Origin of the sequence: Campylobacter sp. 10_1_50 (assembly GCF_000238755.1) — a bacterium.
Taxonomy (GTDB): Bacteria; Campylobacterota; Campylobacteria; order Campylobacterales; family Campylobacteraceae; genus Campylobacter_A; species Campylobacter_A concisus_R.
Genome location: NZ_JH414887.1, coordinates 461,878 through 481,931, shown reverse-complemented (window position 1 = coordinate 481,931; position 20,054 = coordinate 461,878). Strand labels below are relative to the sequence as shown.

Annotated in this window: 22 protein-coding genes; 8 read left to right on the top strand and 14 right to left on the bottom strand. The window is 39.0% G+C overall.

All coding sequences use genetic code 11. The features are described 5' to 3' along the window. Nucleotides 1-60 precede the first annotated feature (60 nt). The 3 genes from HMPREF1019_RS02390 to HMPREF1019_RS02380 are packed head-to-tail and all read left to right on the top strand — an operon-like array spanning nt 61 to nt 2,392. Nucleotides 61-930 carry a Gfo/Idh/MocA family protein gene (locus HMPREF1019_RS02390; protein WP_009294081.1) on the top strand — a complete coding sequence of 290 codons (870 nt, stop codon included), beginning with the start codon at nt 61-63 and terminating at the stop codon, nt 928-930. Beyond that, a complete protein-coding gene (hemH, locus tag HMPREF1019_RS02385; RefSeq protein ID WP_009294080.1) occupies nt 930-1,883 on the top strand; it encodes a ferrochelatase in 954 nt (317 codons plus the stop codon). Before HMPREF1019_RS02390 ends, hemH begins: the two co-directional genes overlap by 1 nt. Nucleotides 1,884-1,930: 47 nt before the next feature. Further along, the gene (locus HMPREF1019_RS02380; protein WP_009294079.1) at nt 1,931-2,392 is read left to right on the top strand and encodes a hypothetical protein; all 462 of its coding nucleotides are present in this window, start codon (nt 1,931-1,933) and stop codon (nt 2,390-2,392) included. A gap of 88 nt (nt 2,393-2,480) precedes the next feature. On the opposite strand, the gene HMPREF1019_RS02375 is transcribed toward HMPREF1019_RS02380, so the two are convergent. The 13 genes from HMPREF1019_RS02375 to sstT all read right to left on the bottom strand — a co-directional run bounded on the left by HMPREF1019_RS02375 (nt 2,481) and on the right by sstT (nt 14,222). Beyond that, the gene (locus HMPREF1019_RS02375; RefSeq protein ID WP_009294078.1) at nt 2,481-4,313 is read right to left on the bottom strand and encodes a peptidoglycan D,D-transpeptidase FtsI family protein; all 1,833 of its coding nucleotides are present in this window, start codon (nt 4,311-4,313) and stop codon (nt 2,481-2,483) included. Nucleotides 4,314-4,321: 8 nt separating this feature from the next. Next, complete coding sequence (fliE, locus tag HMPREF1019_RS02370; protein WP_009294077.1) at nt 4,322-4,615, bottom strand: flagellar hook-basal body complex protein FliE; 294 nt, start codon at nt 4,613-4,615, stop codon at nt 4,322-4,324. Next, on the bottom strand, nt 4,615-5,115 hold the full coding sequence (gene flgC / locus HMPREF1019_RS02365; RefSeq protein ID WP_009294076.1) for a flagellar basal body rod protein FlgC: 501 nt from the start codon (nt 5,113-5,115) through the stop codon (nt 4,615-4,617). The genes fliE and flgC overlap by 1 nt, the downstream gene beginning before the upstream one ends. Nucleotides 5,116-5,123: 8 nt before the next feature. Then, nucleotides 5,124-5,558, bottom strand: a complete 435-nt coding sequence (gene flgB / locus HMPREF1019_RS02360) for a flagellar basal body rod protein FlgB (protein ID WP_009294075.1) — start codon at nt 5,556-5,558, stop codon at nt 5,124-5,126. Between the two features lie 62 nt (nt 5,559-5,620). Next, the gene (locus tag HMPREF1019_RS02355) at nt 5,621-6,217 is read right to left on the bottom strand and encodes a thioredoxin (RefSeq protein ID WP_009294074.1); all 597 of its coding nucleotides are present in this window, start codon (nt 6,215-6,217) and stop codon (nt 5,621-5,623) included. An 8-nt stretch (nt 6,218-6,225) separates the two neighbouring features. Continuing rightward, nucleotides 6,226-6,678: an SsrA-binding protein SmpB gene (gene smpB / locus HMPREF1019_RS02350; protein WP_034901215.1), complete on the bottom strand. Its 453-nt coding sequence runs from the start codon at nt 6,676-6,678 to the stop codon at nt 6,226-6,228. A 14-nt stretch (nt 6,679-6,692) separates the two neighbouring features. Then, nucleotides 6,693-7,436 (bottom strand): 4-(cytidine 5'-diphospho)-2-C-methyl-D-erythritol kinase, encoded by a 744-nt coding sequence (locus HMPREF1019_RS02345; RefSeq protein ID WP_009294072.1) that lies wholly within the window; start codon nt 7,434-7,436, stop codon nt 6,693-6,695. Continuing rightward, nucleotides 7,433-7,663, bottom strand: a complete 231-nt coding sequence (gene csrA, locus HMPREF1019_RS02340; RefSeq protein ID WP_002941828.1) for a carbon storage regulator CsrA — start codon at nt 7,661-7,663, stop codon at nt 7,433-7,435. The genes HMPREF1019_RS02345 and csrA overlap by 4 nt, the downstream gene beginning before the upstream one ends. Further along, nucleotides 7,657-8,478 (bottom strand): tRNA pseudouridine(55) synthase TruB, encoded by an 822-nt coding sequence (gene truB / locus HMPREF1019_RS02335; RefSeq protein ID WP_009294071.1) that lies wholly within the window; start codon nt 8,476-8,478, stop codon nt 7,657-7,659. The genes csrA and truB overlap by 7 nt, the downstream gene beginning before the upstream one ends. Then, nucleotides 8,475-10,544, bottom strand: coding sequence for an ATP-dependent helicase (locus HMPREF1019_RS02330; protein ID WP_009294070.1), 2,070 nt, complete (start codon nt 10,542-10,544; stop codon nt 8,475-8,477). Before HMPREF1019_RS02330 ends, truB begins: the two co-directional genes overlap by 4 nt. A 51-nt stretch (nt 10,545-10,595) precedes the next feature. Then, complete coding sequence (locus HMPREF1019_RS02325; RefSeq protein WP_009294069.1) at nt 10,596-11,045, bottom strand: hypothetical protein; 450 nt, start codon at nt 11,043-11,045, stop codon at nt 10,596-10,598. Between the two features lies 1 nt (nt 11,046). Continuing rightward, complete coding sequence (locus HMPREF1019_RS02320) at nt 11,047-12,768, bottom strand: M3 family oligoendopeptidase (RefSeq protein WP_009294068.1); 1,722 nt, start codon at nt 12,766-12,768, stop codon at nt 11,047-11,049. Nucleotides 12,769-12,854: 86 nt separating this feature from the next. Beyond that, a complete protein-coding gene (gene sstT, locus HMPREF1019_RS02315) occupies nt 12,855-14,222 on the bottom strand; it encodes a serine/threonine transporter SstT (protein WP_009294067.1) in 1,368 nt (455 codons plus the stop codon). 138 nt (nt 14,223-14,360) lie between these two features. Here sstT and metK point away from each other — a divergent pair, with 138 nt between their 5' ends. Next, on the top strand, nt 14,361-15,566 hold the full coding sequence (gene metK, locus HMPREF1019_RS02310) for a methionine adenosyltransferase (protein WP_009294066.1): 1,206 nt from the start codon (nt 14,361-14,363) through the stop codon (nt 15,564-15,566). Between the two features lie 41 nt (nt 15,567-15,607). Here metK and HMPREF1019_RS02305 read toward each other — a convergent pair whose 3' ends face one another. After that, nucleotides 15,608-16,900 (bottom strand): apolipoprotein N-acyltransferase, encoded by a 1,293-nt coding sequence (locus tag HMPREF1019_RS02305; protein ID WP_034901047.1) that lies wholly within the window; start codon nt 16,898-16,900, stop codon nt 15,608-15,610. Between HMPREF1019_RS02305 and yajC the strand changes: the two genes are divergently transcribed. The 4 genes from yajC to HMPREF1019_RS02285 are packed head-to-tail and all read left to right on the top strand — an operon-like array spanning nt 16,876 to nt 20,050. Beyond that, nucleotides 16,876-17,148 carry a preprotein translocase subunit YajC gene (yajC, locus tag HMPREF1019_RS02300; protein WP_009294064.1) on the top strand — a complete coding sequence of 91 codons (273 nt, stop codon included), beginning with the start codon at nt 16,876-16,878 and terminating at the stop codon, nt 17,146-17,148. The two genes, HMPREF1019_RS02305 and yajC, sit on opposite strands and share 25 nt — an antisense overlap. Then, entirely contained in the window at nt 17,148-18,728 is a 1,581-nt protein-coding gene (gene secD, locus HMPREF1019_RS02295; protein WP_009294063.1) for a protein translocase subunit SecD, read from the top strand. Before yajC ends, secD begins: the two co-directional genes overlap by 1 nt. A 2-nt stretch (nt 18,729-18,730) precedes the next feature. Then, nucleotides 18,731-19,702 (top strand): protein translocase subunit SecF, encoded by a 972-nt coding sequence (secF, locus tag HMPREF1019_RS02290; RefSeq protein ID WP_009294062.1) that lies wholly within the window; start codon nt 18,731-18,733, stop codon nt 19,700-19,702. A gap of 9 nt (nt 19,703-19,711) precedes the next feature. Continuing rightward, entirely contained in the window at nt 19,712-20,050 is a 339-nt protein-coding gene (locus HMPREF1019_RS02285) for a DUF6394 family protein (protein WP_002942000.1), read from the top strand. Nucleotides 20,051-20,054 lie beyond the last annotated feature (4 nt).

Sequence of the window (20,054 nt, the reverse complement as noted above, 5' to 3'; positions counted from 1 at the left end):
TATTTAAAAGCGATTTGTAAATAAAATAATTAAAAATTTCTAAAGTTTTAAAGGGTGAATGTGAAGCTAAAAATCGGCATTATCGGCTATTGCAGCACAGGTAAAAAACATTATTTAGAGCTTAGACGCTCAAACGAGTTTGAAATTTGTGGCATTTTTGACAAAGACAATGTTGATGAGTTTTGCAGAGCTGATTTTTATACTGATTTTAAAGAATTTATAGAGGTTGCCCAGCCTCAAGCAGTCGTGCTTTGCTCGCCAAGAGAGGAGATGGTGGAGGCATTTTGCCAGTGTGCAAAATATTGCCAAAACATCCTCATCTCACGCCCAGTTTTTAAAAGTATAGCTGATCTTAAAGAAATAAAATATGCCGCTAAAACAAACAAAACTAGGGTTTGCACGGGAATTTCAGAGCGTTTTAATCCAACTATCTTGTCACTTAAAAAGGCACTTTTAAAAGAAGAGGAAATTTATAGCATATCAATCGCTCATTTTAAGCCACTTTGCGACGGAAATATCATAAATGAGCTCTCAGTTTCTGACATCGACCTAGCAAAAAATATCATAAATTCTGAAGTCAGCGACTTTTACTACACTCAAACAAACAAGACAAATGCCAAAAGTGCCGATAACGTGGCGATAAGCTTTAAAAGTAAAAATCAAATTCTAGTGCATATCACTGACTCATTTTGTGGCTCATTAGAGCGCTTTAAGATAGAGGTAAATGCGAAAAATGGCGTCTATTTTGGTGATCTCATCGATCACAAACTTCATCAGGTGAGTGAAAATGGACAGATGAATCTAAAGATAGATACAAATAATAGCGAGCTAAAAGCGCAATACGAGGCCTTTTACGATCTTTGCCAAAGTGGCGAGAGCAGCGAACTTTCAAACATCGATGATGCGATAAAGATAAGAGAACTATTTTAATGAAAAAAGCTCTTTTGCTTTTAAATATGGGCGGCGCAAATAGCCTTGACGATGTCGAAATTTTCTTAACGAATATGTTTAATGACCCATATATTTTGGGTATAAAAAATAAATTTTTAAGAAAATTTGTAGCTTTCATGATCACAAAAGGCAGGCTAAAAACCGCAAAACACAACTACGAGCAAATAGGCGGAAAGTCGCCACTTTGCGAGCTTACAGCTAAGCTTTGTGAGAAAATTTCAAGTCTTAAAAGCGAATTTGACGCGGTTGATTTTGCGATGAACTACACTTCGCCATTTGTAAAAGATGTGCTTAAAAAGTATGAAAAATTTGATGAGATAGTGCTTTTGCCACTCTATCCTCATCACTCACAAACTACGATAACCTCGAGCCTAGCTGATTTTAAAAAGGCAAAAGAGGAGCTTAATTTTAAAGCTAAAATTTCACTTTGCGAGCCATTTTATGATGATGACGCTTACAATAAGATCATTATCTCTCACATCCGTGAAGCGGTAAAAGATACCGATATAAGCGATGTTAGCCTCATCTTTTCAGCTCACTCTTTACCTCGCAAGATCATAGAAAAGGGTGATATCTACGAAAAACACATAAACGAGCATGTGCAAATTTTAAGCAAAATGCTAAAAGGGCAGGGGCTAAATTTTAAAGATGTGAGCCTTGCTTATCAGTCGCGTCTTGGCCCAGTTAAATGGCTAGAGCCATCTCTAAACGAGGCTTTGGCGAAGTGCGAAAATAAAAAAGCGCTTATCTATCCGCTATCTTTTTGTATAGACAACTCTGAGACCATTTTTGAGCTAGTTATCGAGTATGCCAAGCTTGCAAAAGAGCTAAATTTTAGCTTTTATAAAGTGGTAGAGTGTCCAAATTTTAGCGATGAATTTGCCAGTTTTATCCTAGAAAAATCAAAAAACACTAGAGAATTTAGCCTTTAGGAATAAATCTTGCTTATAAAAAGCATCTCAAATTTAAAAGGAGATGTATGAAGGTTCAAAATAACGATATTATCGATTATTTGTTGCAGTCAGGCTCAAGCAAAGCTAAAGATAAAAAAAATAGTTTTGATGAAATTTTAAGTCTAACGCTTGATAAGATCACAAGCGAGGCAAAGGTTTCAGACAAGCTTGAGCAGTTTAAGAAAAGGCTTACAGAAATCGGTGCTGCTGGCTTTATGAATGAGCTAAATTCAAACAAGATAGAAGAGAAAATAGCTCAGAAAAAAGAGGAGCTAACCGAGCTTTTAAGCATAAATGATCCGACCAAAACGCAGGATCAAAAAAATGAGCTACTTAAAATCATGGATAAAATTTTAAGTGACTACCGCAAAGAGCTAAACATGGCACTTACGAGCCAAACACTGCTTGAGAAGCAAAATAGCCTTGGCAAAAATACAAATAATTCTGTAAATTTAAGCTCTGTCTTAAATGAACTTGGACTTGCATAAATTCTGGATTTAGGCCGCTTGCCTAGATCCAAATTTCTACTTTAAACTCTAAATTTGAAATTTAATATTTATATCTTAGAAGTTAAATTTAATCTAACGCTGGTTTTTGTTTTGCTTTGTCGTTTTTGACATTGTCTTTTTTAGCTTCAAACTCAGCTATGACATTAGGATCTGGGAATAAATAGCCATCTTCAACCATTAGATCAACGGCCTTTTTAAATGTCGGCAACGCACTTTGCGCACCAAAGTAGTAGTAAGGCTTTTTAGGGTCTCTTGCTAAAACGCCTATGGTGTAGCTGTTGCCTCTTGTGTCATTTACGAAGCCAAAAAAGGAGCCGTTATAGGTGTTGCTATATCCGCCTTTGCCAGAAGCGATGTGCGCGGTGCCAGTTTTACCGCCTATCTCAAGACCTGGCGTAAATGCCTTTAAGCCAGTACCTTTTTCAACTGTTTTTATCAAAATTCTCTTCATTATCTTTGCGGTCTCTTGCGAGATGACCTGTGCTGGCTCTGCTTTTGGCAGATCGTAGCGCTTGCCATTTCGCTCCAGATATGCCACCATGTGCGGCGTCACCTCGATGCCTTTGTTGTTAAAGGTGTTATAAGCTTTTAAAAGCTGCATAAATGTCGCTTGCAGACCGTATCCGTAGCTAACTGTCGCTTTATAGGTTGATGAGTTTAGCTTGGTAACCGTTGGCATCATACCCACTTGCTCGTATGGCAGGTCGATGCCAGTTTTTCTTGAAAAGCCAAAATTTAAAAGCCCTTGATAAATTTGCGGACCATTTAGGCGTTCTACTAGCTGGATCATGCCGATGTTCGAGCTGTGCACGATGATGTCTTCAGCGCTCATAAAAGGCTCTGGGTGGGTATCTTTGATGATCCTTTTGCCTAGCTGATAGCGGCCATTATAGGTATTTACTAGCTCAAAAGGATTTACCTTTTTTTCTTGAAGTAGTATGGAGAAGATAAATGGCTTAAAAACCGATCCAACCTCGTATGCATACTCGCTTGCGCTCGAATTTAGCGCGCTGTAATCTTGCTTTCTTATATTTGATGGATCGTATCTTGAGCTAGAAGCTAGGGCTAGAATTTCTCCATTTTTGCTATTCATTATGCAGATGATTAGCTCTTTTGCGTCTAGAAATTCACGCTTCTCATCTAAAATTTGCTCTAGCTTGGTTTGAAATTTAAGCGGTACAGAAAGCACTGCGTTGTAGCCATCAACCCTCGTTGCTAAATTTGAATCACTGGTTAAGATTATATTGTTGCCAATATCGCGCGGACCTAGAATTTTGGCGTTTTGTATCGGAGCTAGGTAGTCCTCGTAGTATCTCTCAAGCCCTTTTACGCCTTTGCTTTTAGTAAGTGCGTCGCTCTCTGTTTTGCTCACGTAGCCAATAGCTGGCGTTAGGGCGTCTTTTGACATAAATTTACGGTTTTGACCGCTCTCCATCACGCGCATACCTTGAAATGAGGCAAGTCCAGTTTTTGGATCAAGGTAGGAGATCAAAATGCCCTTGCGGTTTAGCTTTCTAGAGAGCTCTTGAAGGTAGGTAGCGCCCTTTGCGTCAATGCTGTAAGAGAGCGTGACAAGGCCTTTTGTGCCGTTTATGATCTTTCTTACTTTGTTTGGATCGTCGCCGCTATAAAGCGAGTAGAGCTTGATGAACATCTCTTTTTTGTTTGGATCGATGTTTCTGGTGTCAAGCATCACTTTGTAGAGCTTTTGGCTTGATGAGATGCTAAAGCCATCTTTCGTGACGATATTGCCGCGGATTGCGGTATTTACGTCGCTTGTTTGAAGCTTAGGAAGCTTTCGCTCGATGCTTGCTCTATAAAATATAACGAGCACAAAGATTGAAATTCCAAAAGTAATTAATAAAAAAAGTATGGTTATTTTTGATTTTCTGGAATTCATTCAATGGCTTAAATTTGCGTTCTTGAAATTTCTTTGTATGCGCTTAGCGCTTTGTTGCGGATTTCTAGCATAAGCTTCATGCTAGTCTCTGCTTTGCCTATGGCGATAGCTGCTTGGTGCAAGTCTTTTACCTCGCCAGTTGCAAGGTCTGCGATGGCTTTATCGGCGTTTATTTGAACCTTGTTTAGCTCTTTTAAAGAGTCGTTTAGTGCGTTTTCAAAGCCGCCTTCTTCGCCCGCTTTTGCTATTTTGTTTGAATTTTCGCTTTTGTTTAACTTATCTAAATTTATGCTATTTATCATTATGCTTGTCCTGAAATGAGTGATATCGCACTTTGTGCTATTGTCTTTGCGTTTTGAAATGACGCTACATTTGCTTGATAAGCCCTTGTTGCTTCAAGCAAATCAGCCATCTCGATGACTGGGTTTATATTTGGAAATGCGACGTAGCCATTTGCATTTGCGTCTGGGTGGCTTGGATCGTATTTTAGCTGAAAGTCCTTGTCATCGCGCACTACTTTATCTACGATCACACTTGTTAGGGCAGGGTGAGCGTTTTTAGGTGAGCTTGGATCGTCGAGTGGATTTTCATACTCGAGCAGACTTTGTGAATTTTTAAGCTGATCGTTTAAAATTTTATCAAAGTTCATCTCTTTAAAGATGACCTCTTGCCTTCTGTAAGGGCCGCCCTCAGCTGTTCTTGTGGTTTGAGCGTTTGCTATGTTTGAGCTGATGACGTTCATCCTGAAGCGTTGTGCGCTTAGTCCGTATCCGCTAATATCAAAATCATTTAAGTATGACATCATCTCTCCTAGTTCTTAGCACTTGCGTCTATTACGCTTTTAAAGATATTGCCCTGAGCCTTGTAGGCGCTATCAAGGGCGTTTATCATAACTGTGTTTTTGCCCATTTCTGTTGTCTCAACATCAAGATCGACTGTGTTTGCATCATTTCTAGCCATGTGGCCATCGCGCAAGAAAATTTGAGCTGTATCGCTTTTTGGAAAATCAACCGCAGCCATGTGGGCTTCGTTTGTTTTAGCTAAATTTAGTTTTTTGCTCTCTGAAACGTTGTAAATTTCATTTGCTTTTTCTCTTAAAACATCTTCAAATCTTACATCTCTAGCCTTGTAAAATGGCGTATCGACATTTGCAAGGTTGCCAGAGATAAGTTTTTGGCGTAGCTCTCTGCCTGCAAGGGCTGATTCTACGAGTGGGCTAGATTTTGATCTATCTAAAACAAACATTTAAAGTCCTTCTAAAATTTCACACATTTATAAGCAAATGATGTTCCAAATGTAAGGCAAATTTATTTTGTTTCATAGATTTTTGCCAAATCTTCTTTCATTTTTGTGACTTTTATGCCGCCAAGATAGTATTTAACTCCGTATTGTCCGCTATCTACGTCTGTTAAAATTTGATATTCGCCGTTTTTTATCACCACTTTAAAAGGTAGTGCGATCTCGTGTTTGTATTCGATATCTCTTACGATCTGCTCGGCAAGCCTGTCATTTATCTTTTGATCGTTTGTTATGAAGTAGTAGGCGTTAAATTTTTGCATAAATTCATGCAAAACATACTCATTTGTGACATTTTCAAAGTGAGTTAGCCCGATTAGCGTAAATTTATCTTTGTTTTCAAGCTGATATTTTGTAAGCTCGGCTGCCTCTTTTTGGCAAGGTGGGCAAAATGTGCCAAAAATGTCGATCATTAAAACTTTATTTTCATCATTTTTGATAGCAAAACCGTGATCTTTTCTAACTAAAGTAAGCTCTTTGCCGCTTACATCTACAAGCTTAACCTCTTCATTTGGGCTAAATTCTTTAAAATTTGCATTGCTGCTCTCATCATCACCGCACCCAAAAAAAGCAAATAAAGCGATTATTAAAACGAGTAAATTTTTCATCTTATCCCTTAAACATATCTTTTTATGGCAACTCTTGCCTCTTTGTCTGCCTCGCGCCTTTTTAAAGTCTCGCGCTTGTCGTGTAAATTTTTACCTTTTGCAAGAGCTAGCCTTGCTTTTACGATGTTTTTATCGCTTAGATAAAGTGCCAAAACAACCAAAGTAAGCCCATCTTGTGAGACTTGACCGAAAATTTTATCGATCTGCTTTCTGTGCATCAAAAGTTTTCTGGCTGCTCGCTCGTTTGGACGAAATGCGCTGTGTGTAGTCTCAAGATAGCTGATATGAGCGTTTAGTAAGAAAAGCTCACCCTTTATGACGCGCACAAAGCTATCTTTTAAATTTGCTCTGCCAGCCCTTAGAGCCTTGACCTCGCTGCCTTTTAAAACGATACCAGCTTCAAAGGTCTCAAGTATGCTAAAGTCATGCAAAGCTTTTTTGTTTTTTGCTAGATCTTTTATCAAAATTTTACCTTTTATTTTACGCTAAATACGCTACTACCGCTGCCGCTTAGAAATTTGTCTTTAAACTCATTCATCTGCGGATAGAGCTTAAAGCATGGGGCAAAAAGATCGTTTAGCTCCTCGTTTTTATAAATTTCAAGTAACTCTTTGCTCTTTAAATTTTGCATCTTTTTTGCAGCATTAACGTCTATGTATTGTAAGAAATTGCTTCTAAATTCTTGATAAACCATCGGTGTGGAGCAAAAAACATTTGGCGTGAAGATATTTAAATTTGGCACTTCATCGTCAAATTCTTCTATGATCTCGCCTATGCCGCTTACATTTGCTGCCCTATATCCGCTTACAAAAAAGGCCACATCTGCGCCGATTTTAGAGGCTATTTGGATCAAATTTTCGCGTTTTATATTTAAATTTAGCTCGTCATTTACCATTAGTAAAAAGGTGGCAGCGTTTGAACTGCCCCCTCCTAGACCAGCACCTATTGGGATTTGTTTGCTGATGATGATTTTGTGAGAGCTAAAAAACTCATCTAGCTCGTTTGAAAAGCCAGCTTTTTTTAGCTCGTCTATCGCTTTTTGGATGATGTTTTCTTTTATCTCTTTGTTGTCGCATTCGATAGTAAAAGAATTTGACCTCTCAAAATAAATTTCATCAAAAAGCTGCTCGCAAAGAACAAAACGTGACAAAATTTCGTGGTAGTTGCCTCTGGTGCCAACTACCTTTAAAAATACGTTGATCTTTGCAAAGCTTTTCATTTCTCGATTTTTTTTGCAAGCTCGTGGATATCGGCTTCGCTTGCTTTTTTGGTGGCGTGGATATTTTCGTTTTTAATATCGTTTGCCAGCTCGCTTCTTAGTATCATTGTGTTGCGCGGGGCCTCGATACCAAGCTTAACGGTGCTTTTTGAGATACTTACTACGACGACTTTTATGTCGTTACCTAGTAAAATTTCTTCGTTTTCTTTTCTTGCTAAGATTAACATTTTTCTACCTTGTTTAAAGTGTAATTTATAGTATCATCCATGATTTGGATTACGCTCATAAATTTATCATAATTTAGCAAATAAATTCCTTGTGTTTGTGTTTCAAAATCGTTAATTTTTAATTTCTTGCCGTCAAGTATGTTGTTAATGTCCCCAAAATAAGTGTTTTGCTCAATATTTAAAAAATTACAAATATTTAAAAATTTTTCATTTTCATAGCGAAATTTACCCTCGCTTACCCTCTTTAATGAGCTTAAAGTTACATTATAACAAACTTTTTGCCCAAAAATTTCTGCATAAGAGCGGATGTAACTTCCCTCACTTACACTTAAGCGAAGTGTCAAAAAAGGGTGTGAATAATTCAAAATTTCACTCTTATAAATTTCCATTATCTCTGGCTTTAGCTCAAATTCTTCGCCGCTTCTTGCTAGTTTGTAAGCCCTTGTGCCATTTACATGTTTGGCGCTAAATTTTGGCGGGATATAGCTTATCTTGCCTATTAGCTCGCCTCTTATGGTTTCAAGTTTTTCTAAATTTAGCTCTTTTACATTTGAAATTTCAGTGATATTTTCATTATCCATGCTAGGACTGCTAGCTCCAAGCCAGATCGTCGCCTCATAGACCTTTGGGCTTTTATCTAAAAATCTAAAAAATTTCGTATACGAGCCAAAAGCGACTATCAGACAGCCACTTGCAAATGGATCAAGCGTGCCTGAAAATCCAGCCTTTTTAACGCCATATTTTCTCTTTAGTCGTCCTAAAAAGTGGTTTGAGCTCATGCCAGCAGGCTTGTTTGCCACGAAAATGGCGTTCATACGGCCTTTTCCACGAAGCTTGACATTATCTCTTTTACATTGCCACCAAAATTTATAGTCAGTTTAAACTCTTTTTTGATCTTACTAACCGCGCTCACCCTGCCGATACCAAAAATTTTATGTTTAACAAGGTCGCCTTTTTTAAATTCATTGCTCTGTTCGATAACTAGCGAACCATGCGTGATACCGCTCTCGCTTAAAAATCTACTCTTGTTTAGTCTCGTGCGCTGACCTTTGTAAAAGCGCGAATTTGCAAAGCTTAGGCTAAGTGTCTTTTTGGCTCTTGTTATCGCCACGTAAGCTAGCCTGCGCTCCTCTTCGATGTCGCTACCATCGCCAATGAGCGGGAAAAATCCCTCTTCAAGGCCGATCACAAAAAGGTGCTCAAACTCAAGCCCCTTGCTCGCATGCACGCTCATAATGCTAATAGCCTCGTCGCTGATGCCGTCTTGCTCGCTTGTTAGCGTGATCTCGTTTAAAAACTCTTCTAGATCAAAGCTTGGATTTTGCTTGATCTGATCTTTTAAAACAGCATAAAACTCGTCGATGTTCGCCGCTCTTTCAGCACCATCTGGCAGACTTTCGTAGTATTTTTTCACGCCAAATTTAGCTTCAAATTTATCTATGAGGTCAAAAACTGAGCTGCTTTCTTGAAGCTCTTTTAGGTTGTTTGCAAACTCAAGAAGGGCTGATTTTACCTTTTTACTAAAGGCTTCGTCGTTATCAGAGATGTTTGAGATTGCTTCAAAAATGGAAATTTTGCCCTCAAATGCCATCTTTTCAAGCTTATCAAGGCTCACTTTGCCAAGACCGCGTTTTGGGCGGTTGATGATGCGTCTTATTGAAAAATCATCATTTGGATTATTTATCAGCCTTAGGTAGCTTATGATATCTTTGATCTCGGCTCTTTCGTAAAATTTAACGCCGCCTACCATTTTATAAGCGATCTGCTCTTTGTTTAGCCCATCTTCAAGCGAGCGAGAGAGCGCGTTTATGCGGTATAAGATAGCGATATCTTTTGCCTGCACGCCTTTACTTAAAAGCTCTTTTATATTCTTTGCGATCTTGCCAGCCTCGACGCTCTCATCAAAGCTCTCTATCAAATTTACAGCTTCGCCTTCGCCCTTTGTGCCTACAAGCTTCTTGCCAAGGCGGTTGCGGTTATGATCTATTAGCTCGTTTGCAGCCTTTAGTATCGCTTCACTCGAGCGGTAGTTTTTCTCAAGTCTGATGATCTTTACATCTTTAAATTGATCTTTGAAATTTAAGATATTATCTATCTTTGCGCCACGCCAGCCATAAATACTTTGGTCATCATCGCCCACGACGCAGATGTTTTCGTGGCATAGGCAGAGTTTTTTTAGCAGTTTATACTGAAGGTCGTTTGTGTCTTGATACTCATCGACCATTATGTATTTGTAGCGGTTTGAAATTTCTCTAGCAAGATCTTCGTTTTCGTCTAAAATTTTATATGTAAGCCCTAGCAAATCATCAAAATCAACAAGGTTGTTTGCCTTTAAATAGTCCTCGTACTTTTCATAAATTTGCGCTGCTTGCTTATAAAAGTTGTCCTTGCTCTTGTCAAATGAAGAGAAATTTGCATTTTTATAGACCTCTTCGACGCTTAAAAGTGAGTTTTTATAGTTTGAAATTTCACTTGATAAAATCGCCGTGGCGACTGGACTTTCAAAGCTTTTGATGATGCGTTTTTTATCGTCTGTGTCGATGATGACGAAGTTGTTTTTTCTGCCAAGCTTTTCTATGTAGAGCTTTAAAAACAAAAGTCCAAATTTGTGAAATGTGCAAAGAAGCGGCGAGTAGTTTTTGCCGCTTTGGCTTAGCATCGCCATGGCTCTGCTACGCATCTCGTTGGCGGCTTTGTTTGTAAAAGTAAGAGTTAGCGTGTTTGCCGCGTCTATGCCGACCTCGCCGATGAGATAGGCAAGCCTAGTCGTGATCGTCTTTGTCTTGCCGCTGCCAGCACCTGCTAGTATGAGCATCGCACCATCTATGTGGGTGGCCGCTTCGCGCTGGGCTTCGTTTAAATTTGATAGTAAATTTTCCATTTTTCGCTTTTTAAATTTTCTTTTGATTTTAGCCAAAAATGCTTAAAATTACTATCTTTTCTTAAATATATCTTTATTTTTTGGGTTTTGCAAAAAGACTGAGGCTGATTTTTTAGCGTGATCAACTTGCTTCTCTTTTGGCTTATAAATGGAGAAATTTACAAGGATCGGGCTATTTTCAACCAAAATTTGAACCACCGCGCCAAGTGGAAATGATACCACTGAGGCAAAATTTTCACTACCAAAGCCAGCCTCAAAGCTAAGCTCATCTTGTGTTAGTCTCGCACTCTCAAGCGTGTAGCCACCAAGTGAGAACATAATGACTGGCATGCTAAAGCTGCCACTTATCTCATCTGGCAAGCTAGGCTCAAAGCTAACTAGCGGCAAATTTGCCATAACTGAGAAATTTAGCCCCTTTTCAAGCAAAAAGTCAATGCACTCATAGACGTGCATCTTCATCAAAAGCGCAAATTTCTCATCGTCTAAAATTTCGTCTAACATCTTAATCCTTTGAAATTTCTAAAAACTCATCTACTAGTTTTTTGACCTCGTTTATGCCTATCTGCCAGAAATTTTTATCATCTATATCAAAGCCAAATTTACCCACAAGCTCCCTTGGGCTAAGACTCCCACCAAGGCTCAAAAACTCGGTGTAAATTTCAACGAAATTTTTGCATTTGCCGCTTTTATAAAGCCCAAAAAGTGCAAGCACAAGAAGCTGCGCGTAAGAGTAAGCGTAGCAGTAAAATGGTGTGTGGATGAAGTGTGGGATGTAGCTCCACCAAATTTTGTAGTAGTCATTTAGCGTGACGCTTTTGCCAAACATCTTTTTGCTCTCTTTTAGCCAAATTTTATTTAGCTCATCTAGGCTGATCTCGCCCTCGTGTGCGTGCACAGCCCTTTCAAAGGTGGTGAAATTTATCTGGCGGTAAAGCGTGGCAAATATATCCTCGATCTTGCCAGCGAGCAGTGAAATTTTCTCTTTTTTGCTAAGGCCGTCTTTTACGTGGTCAAAAACTAGCATCTCGCAAAAGACTGAAGCCGTCTCAGCCGTGGTTAGCGGGGTGTCTGAGTTTAGGTAGCTTACGCTATATGAGAGCTTTTGATGTACAGCGTGGCCAAGCTCGTGAGCTAGCGTGAAAAGGTCTCTTCGCTGATTTGTGTGATTTAGCAAAACATAAGGGTGCGTGTCGCTTGATCCTGAGTGAGAAAATGCCCCACCTCGCTTGTTTGGCGCTGGATAAACGTCGATCCAGCCGTCATTAAAGGCGCTTTTGGCTATATCGCCAAATTTAGGTGAAAATGTCCCAAATGCCTTTAAAACTATCTTTTTGCACTCATCAAATTTATACTCACCTTCGCTGCTAAGAGGCGCGTATCTATCGTAGTCATAAAGCTTTTTAAGACCTAAAATTTCTCTTTTTCGCTCGTAAAATTTAGAAACTAAATCGAAATTTTTCTCAGTTACGGCGATTAGCGAATCAACGCTTTTTTTGGTGATTTGATTTTCAAGGTGTCTTGGCTCTTCAGGAAGCTTGAAATTTCGCAGCTCGCAGCTCGTTTTTAGATCAGTTTTTATCATATTATATATGTAGCCAAGAATGTGCTGGTGCTTGCTAAGCTCGTTTGAAAGGCTTTTGGCGGCTAGTTTTCGCACGCTTTGGTCGCTCTCATGAAGCTTAGCTAAAATCTCTTCTTCATTTAAAAGCTCGCCTTTAAATTTAAACCTCATCTTGCTCATGCTCTCATCAAAAAGCCTTGAAAAGCCCTCAGCTCCGGTGCTTGCCGTGCGAAGTAGCACCCTCTCTTCGGCAACGCTTAGTTGATGTGGTTTTGCTTTAGCGAGATTGCTTAGATAGTAGCCATATTTTTTAGAGCTTTTTATGATCTCTTCTTGTTTTTTAGGGGCAAATTCATTAAATTTGATCTCAAAAAATATCAAATTTTCATTTGCTTTTGTTGCTATCTCATCGATCTTTGCGTAAAATGCGCCCTTACTTGTATCTTTGGCAAAATTTAAAAAAGCGTAAGTCATTACTTTTGAAATTTTAGCTATCAAGCTTTCATATTCGCCAAATGCCTTTAAAAACTCGTCTATTTTTAAATTTTCATAAATTTCAAGGTATTTATCTTTAAATTTCTCGCACTCTTTTTGTAAATTTAGTGCGTTTTGCTCGCACTCTTTTTCGTTTGCAAAAAGTGCTTTTAGATCCCAAATTTGCATATTTATCCTTTAAATTTTTGGGATATTTTACAAAAAATGGATAAAAGTAAAATTTCAGCCAAAATTTAGCTGAAATTTTATGAAGATTAGTTTGAAGTCTCTGAGGCTACGGCTGTAAAAAGCACATCTGATGAGCTATTTAGCGCGGTTTCAACTGAGTCTTGGATGACGCCTATCGTAAAGCCAACTGTGACAAACTGCATAGCGATATCGTTGCCGATACCAAAAAGACCGCACGCTAATGGCACTAGAAGAAGTGAGCCGCCAGCCACGCCAGATGCGCCGCATGCGCCAAGGGCTGAGACGAAACATAGAAGTAGTGCATCACCAAATGTAACTGTGATAGATGGGATAGAATTTACCGCAGTAAGCGCTAGGATGCTAATGGTAACAGCTGCACCGCCCATGTTTATGGTGGCTCCTAGTGGGATAGAGATCGAGTAGAGCTCCTCTTTTAGTCCAAGCTTTTTGCAAAGCGCCATATTTACAGGGATATTTGCGGCTGAGCTTCTTGTAAAAAACGCTGAGATCGCGCTCTCTTTTAAGCAGATCATCACAAGTGGATAAGGATTTTTCTTTGTTAGTGCAAAAACCATCGCTGGATAGACGATAAATGCCACCACAAGCATCGCTCCAACAAGAACTAAGATCAGTTTTAGATATCCTGCAAGTGCCTCAAATCCAGTGTCATGAATGCTGATAGCAACCATACCAAATATGCCAAATGGAGCAAGTCTAATGATAAATTTAACGATATGAGTTACGCCGTCGCTTATATCTTTAAATACCTTTTTTGTCTCAGGTGTGGCATATCTCATAGCGATGCCACCACCTATCGCCCAAGTGATGATGCCTATATAGTTGCCGTTTGCTAGGGCGGTTATCGGATTTTCGACCATTTTATAGATAAGATCTTTTAGCACGTTTGTGATGCCTTGAGGTGCTGACATATCTGCACTTTGCAGACCTTTTAGCGGTATCTCGATAGGAAACAAAAAGCTTGCAATTACCGCCACAACGGCTGCTAAAAATGTACCAACAAGGTAGAGTGTGATGATCTTTTGCATGCCTTTTGTGTGTCCAAAATCTTTTAAAATGATAGAGGTTGCAACTAGGACAAAAACAAGAATAGGTGCGATCGCTTTTAGAGCGCCTTTAAACAAATCTCCTAAAACTGAGGCTGAAGCAGCGATAGAATCAGCCGAATTAGCCTTTTCTTTGGCTTCGTCAAGCTGTTTTGCTTCATCTTGGCTAAGGCGAGTTTTTATGACTTCATCTACGCTTAAGCCACTCTCTTTTTGGATGGTTTGAATTTTAGCTGAGATTTGGTTGTAAGGGGCTGCCTGATAATGTGTGTAAAAGCCAACTAGGGCACCTAGGATGATACCAACTAAAATTTGAACGATCAAATTTCCATCGGCGTATCGTCTTGCAATATTTTTAAACATATTCATTTGACACCTTAATAAATTAGTTTTTTGTTGATTTTAGCTAAATGATTTTTAAATATAAAGAAATTTAAAAAGATTAATTGGCTTTTTATATAGATTTGTTACAATTGCACGAAAATTTAACCAAGGAAAAGGACGAAAATGTATCTATTTACTTCTGAAGTTGTAAGTCCAGGTCATCCAGATAAATGCGCTGATATCATCGCTGATAGCATTGTTGATACTATTTTAACGCAAGATCCAAATGGACGCGTCGCAAGCGAAGTTTTTGTAGCTGGAAAAAATATAGTAATAGGCGGAGAGATAAACTCAAAAGTAAAACTCTCTTATAAAGACTATGAAAAGATCGTAAAAGACGCTCTTGCGCATATTGGATATGACGGAAAGAGCAACTTTACAAAAGAGCAGTGCTTGCACCCAGACGATATCGAGGTCAAAGTCTGCTTAAATCAACAAAGTCCAGATATAAATCAAGGTGTTGATCAAAGTGACGGCGAAATCGGAGCAGGAGATCAAGGCATCATGTTTGGCTTTGCAAGCTGCGAAGCGAAAGAATTTATGCCAGCAGCTATAACTTACGCAAGAATGCTTTGTGAAAAAGTATATAAATTTGCCAAAGCAAACCCTGATAAACTTGGCGTTGATATCAAAACACAAGTTACGATTGATTACGGCAGTAAAGACAACTTTGAAAACTGCAAACCTCAAAGCATCCACACTATCGTCGTCTCTGCTCCTTGCGTGGAGAGCATGAAGATAGAAGAGCTTCGCGCACTAATACAAAATTTAATAGACGAAACTGGCCTTCCAAAAGAGCTATATAATAAAGAGAAAACGATCATCTATATAAATCCAACAGGTAGATATGTAAATCACAGCTCACTTCACGATAGCGGTCTAACAGGCAGAAAACTAATCGTCGATAGCTTTGGCGGATATAGCCCAATAGGTGGCGGCGCTCAGTCAAGTAAGGACTACACAAAGGTTGATCGCAGCGGACTTTACGCAGCGCGCTGGATAGCTAAAAACATAGTCGCTGCCGGCCTTGCTAAAAAATGTATCGTCCAGATAAGCTACGCAATAGGCGTTGCAAAGCCAACTTCAGTTAGCGTTGATACTATGGGAACTCACGCAAACGGCATAAATGACGATATGCTTTCAAATTTTGTAAGCGAGCATTTTTCTCTAACACCTCGCTGGATAACAAATAAATTTGGTCTTGATAAACCAAGTAAAGAGACATTTTTATATGCAAAAGTAGCTGCAAAAGGTCAAGTGGGAAATGCAAAATACCCTTGGGAAAAGCTTGATGCGGTTGATACTTTCAAGGCTTTACTAAAAAAATAATCAAAAAAGTGGCTTTATCTAAAAGCCACTTTAAATTTCTTTTAAAACTCATCCCAAAACGCTTTTTTAGGCTTTATGATCTCACTTTTTGAGCCATTTACGCTGTGATAGACCGCTTTATTATACTTTGTAGCAAGGTGTTTTATAAGCACTCTTTGAAGCACAGGCTCGCTACTTGGTACAAACCAGCCGTTGTTTGTGATAGCCACGACCACGTCAAATTTGCCCTTATAAAGCTCCTCTCTTGTCGCTTCATAGCAGATAGCATTTCTGATTTTAACCCCATCTATCTCATAGTCACTAAAATTTTCAGCTTTTTTAAAGTCGCTAGCTCCGCCAAAAAATAGCTTATTTACTGCATCTTGCATAAATTTTGGCAGAGGAATTTCTTCTCCAAATGGCACTAAAAATTTCTTATCCATTCGCCTTAGAGTGCCATCTTGAAACAAAAATGCAGAGTTATAAATTTGCTTATTTCCATAGGCAAGTGCGCCAGCTACGATAGTTATCTGTTTTGAAAGCTCTTTTAGCTCATCAACAAGTAGCGGCTCATTTGTCATAAATAATGGAAACGCACTCTCTGGAAGCACGATGAGGTGTTTTTGCTCGGCGATGGCGCTATTTATCATGTCTAAATTTTCATTTGTAAATTTCATTCGCAAGCTTTTATCCCAGCGCACTCTTTGAGTGACATTGGTATTTACTAGCTCCACGTCAAATGGCAGAGTCTTTGCCTCGTTACTTTTAAACTGCAAAGCGGCGATCAGGCAGATAAAAGCTAGGATAAATTTTAAAATTTTACCTTTTAAACTCAAAGAAATGGCTGCTAAAAATATAAATATAAGCCCTCTAGTATTTGGCTCAAAAGCGCCTAAAACAAGCGTTGCTTCAAGGTTAAACCAGTTAAAACCAAATGGATGCACGTAGCTTATTAAAAATAGCAAAACGGCTCTTAGTGCCACAAAGCTTGGGAAAGAGGCTATCCAAAATAAAAGTCCATAAACAAGGGCTACAAAGAGGATGACAAATGGGATAAGCCAGACAAGCTCGTAGTAGATGAAGCTAAAACCGATCCAGTAAAACCACAAAATCCCAGTGAAAAAGCCAGCTGCGAAAAAGCCAGCCCTGCTTAAATTTATGATGATGTAAATTCCAGCTAGCGTGAGAAAAGGTGAGATGAAATTTAAAATTTGATTTTCAGCCATAGCTAAAAAAATGAAATTAGAAAGCAAAAAAGCACCGACAAAGGCTTTTATTATAATTTTAGTGCTAAAATGTCCGTTTAAAAATCTTACAAATAAGGAAATCCATGCAAAACGCTGATTTTTTAACATCATTACTACCTCTTGTTGTGCTTTTCGCCATATTTTACTTTTTGGTTATCAGACCTCAACAAAAACAACAAAAAGCTCACGCAGCAATGCTTGCAGCTCTTGACAAAGGCGATAAGATAGTAACTAATGGCGGACTTATATGCGAAGTGATTAAATCCGAAAATGATTTTATCAAAGTTAAACTTAACGATGATGTAATCGTTCGTATAGCACGCGAGTTTGTAGCTAAAAAGATCGAAGATAAATAATGCGTAACGCAAGAGTTACATATAGGCTGATTATATTAATATTAGCCTTGGTTTTTGGTTTTGGCTTTTCGGTGCCATCTTTTTTTCAGACTCAAAGCGGAGCTAAAATTTCGCTAGGACTTGACCTTCAAGGCGGTCTTCATATGCTTCTTGGTGTTGAAACTAACGAAGCCATCCACTCTAAGATCAAGTCGGTCGCTGGAAGCATAAATTATTATGCCAAAAAAGAAGATGTGCTCATTGATAAATTTAAGATAAAAGAAGATAGTGTTGATTTTGCGCTACTTGATAGTGACGAGGCTCCAAAGGTTGATAAAGCGCTTGCTGAGATAAAAGGGCTTGATATCAAAAAAGATGGTCTAAACTATCACATCACTCTTACAGAGCAAGAGAGACTTGATACGATCGAGTATGCGATCTCACAAGCTGTTGAGACCATTAGAAACAGGCTTGATCAGTTTGGTCTAGCTGAGCCAACAGTCGCTAGACAAGGCAAAGATAATATCCTAGTCGAGCTTCCTGGCATAAAAACCGAAGAAGACGAGCAAAGAGCGAGAGATCTTATCGCAAAGGCTGCTCACTTACAGCTTATGGCAGTTGATGATAAAAGACAAGATCAGGCTAATACAATGAGCGAGGCTGAAGCTGAAAGCTACGGCGACGTGATCTTTAAGGATGCTAAAAATGACCGCGTAAAATATGTTGTTAAAAATATCCCTGTGCTTGATGGCTCGATGCTAACTGACGCAAAGGTTGCATTTTCTCAGCAAAATAACCTACCGATCATAAATTTCACACTAAATTCAGAAGGTGCTAGAATTTTTGGTGATTTTACTGGTGCAAATGTCGGCAAAAGGCTTGCTATCGTGCTTGATGGTAAGGTCTATTCAGCTCCAGTTATAAATGAAAGAATAGGCGGCGGCAGCGGCCAGATCAGCGGTGGCTTTACACTTGACGAGGCTCACGACGTAGCTATCGCGCTTAGAAGTGGCGCACTTTTAGCACCTGTTAAGATGCTAGAAAAAAGAAGTGTTGGTCCATCTCTAGGCCAAGAGAGCATCAACCAAAGCATGGTAGCTCTTGCTGCTGGATCTATTTTAGTCGTGCTATTTATGCTAGTTTATTACGGAATTTCTGGAATTTTTGCAAATATCGCGCTAGTTGCAGATGTTGTTATATTAGTCGCTGTCATGGCGCTTTTTGGAGCGACGCTTACCTTACCAGGTATGGCTGGTATCGTGCTAACTATCGGTATGGCGGTTGATGCAAACGTCATCATAAACGAGCGTATACGTGAGCTTTTACGTGAAGGCGTGGCGATAAGGACAGCCGTGCAAAAGGGCTATGAGCACGCTATGAGTGCGATCATCGACTCAAACTTAACTACCATTATCACAGTTGCAGTGCTTTATGCTTATGGTACCGGTCCAGTTAAAGGCTTTGCTGTGACAATGGCGATAGGTATCATGGCTTCGATGCTAACAGCCATTTTAGGCACACATGGCATGTTTGATGCAGTCATGGACAAGATAGAAAAAAGCGGAAATACCAGACTTTGGTTTGGTTATAAAAGGAGCTAGGGATGCAAATTTTTACTAAGGCAAAAGTTTATGATTTTATGCGGTTTAGATTTGTGTCACTCGCACTTTCTATATTTTTATTTGTTGGCTCGATCTTTTTGCTTGCAACAAAGGGTTTAAACTATGGCATCGATTTTTCTGGTGGTACGCTTATTCAGCTAAAATACGACACCAAAGCGCCACTTGATAAAATTCGCGACGCTTTTGGCACAAATGAAGTGCTTAAAAACGCCTCTGTTACTGAGTTTGGAAGCGAAGATGAGGCTGTTATTAGGTTTTCAGGATCAAGTTCAAATTTAACTGGTGACATCGGCACTGAGATAAAGCAAATTTTAAAAGATACTGGAAATTTTGAAGTAAGACGTGTTGATATCGTTGGTCCAAAGGTTGGTGACGAGCTTAGGCAAAAGGGTTTGATGGCTCTTGGAATTTCACTAATTGGCGTGCTTCTTTATATCACATTTAGATTTGAGTGGAGATTTGCGCTTGCTGCGATCGCAACTGAAATTCACGATATCGTTATAACTGTTGGTGCTATTTCACTATTTGATATCGATGTAAATTTAGACACTCTAGCGGCTGTATTAACGGTGCTTGGCTACTCGCTAAACGATACGATCATCATTTTTGACAGGATAAGAGAAGGTATAAAAGAGAGTAAGAGGACTGATATCGAGGGCGTTATCAACGAGTCAGTATCTGCTACGCTTTCAAGGACTATCCTGACCTCTGCAACTACGATGATGACCGTTGTTGTGTTATTTTTATTCGGTGGAGATATGATACATGGATTTTCATTTATCCTTATCGTTGGTATCGTTATAGGAACGATCAGCTCGATCTACATCTCATCGCCATTTCTTATCTGGTTTAAATTTAGCATCGAGCATTTTAGAGCTAGAGAGGCTGAGAAGCAAAGGATCAAAAAAGAGCGTGATAAAGAGCGTGCTATGTTTGAAAAAGGCGTTGTGTAAGGAGGGATAATGAACTGGGGAAAAGTTATCTACATATTTTTTGCGCTGATGAGTCTTACGACTACGGCGGAGTTTTTATATGATAAAAACGAGATCGCCCTTTTTGTGGCAGCTAGTATAAATTTGGTTTCAACTTTACTTAAGATCGGTGTTAAAAATTTACTATCAGCTGAGCTTTTTGCTAGCTCGCTGGTTGCTGATTTGCACCTTATACCAGCTTTTGTTATTTTGCAAGTCTCTGAAAATGCAACGCTTAGCTATTCACTAGCTATTGGCGCAGTCATTGCAAATATATTTTCACTAGCCTTGGTATTAATAGAATCAAGCAAATCACAAGAAGAATTTTAGGAGA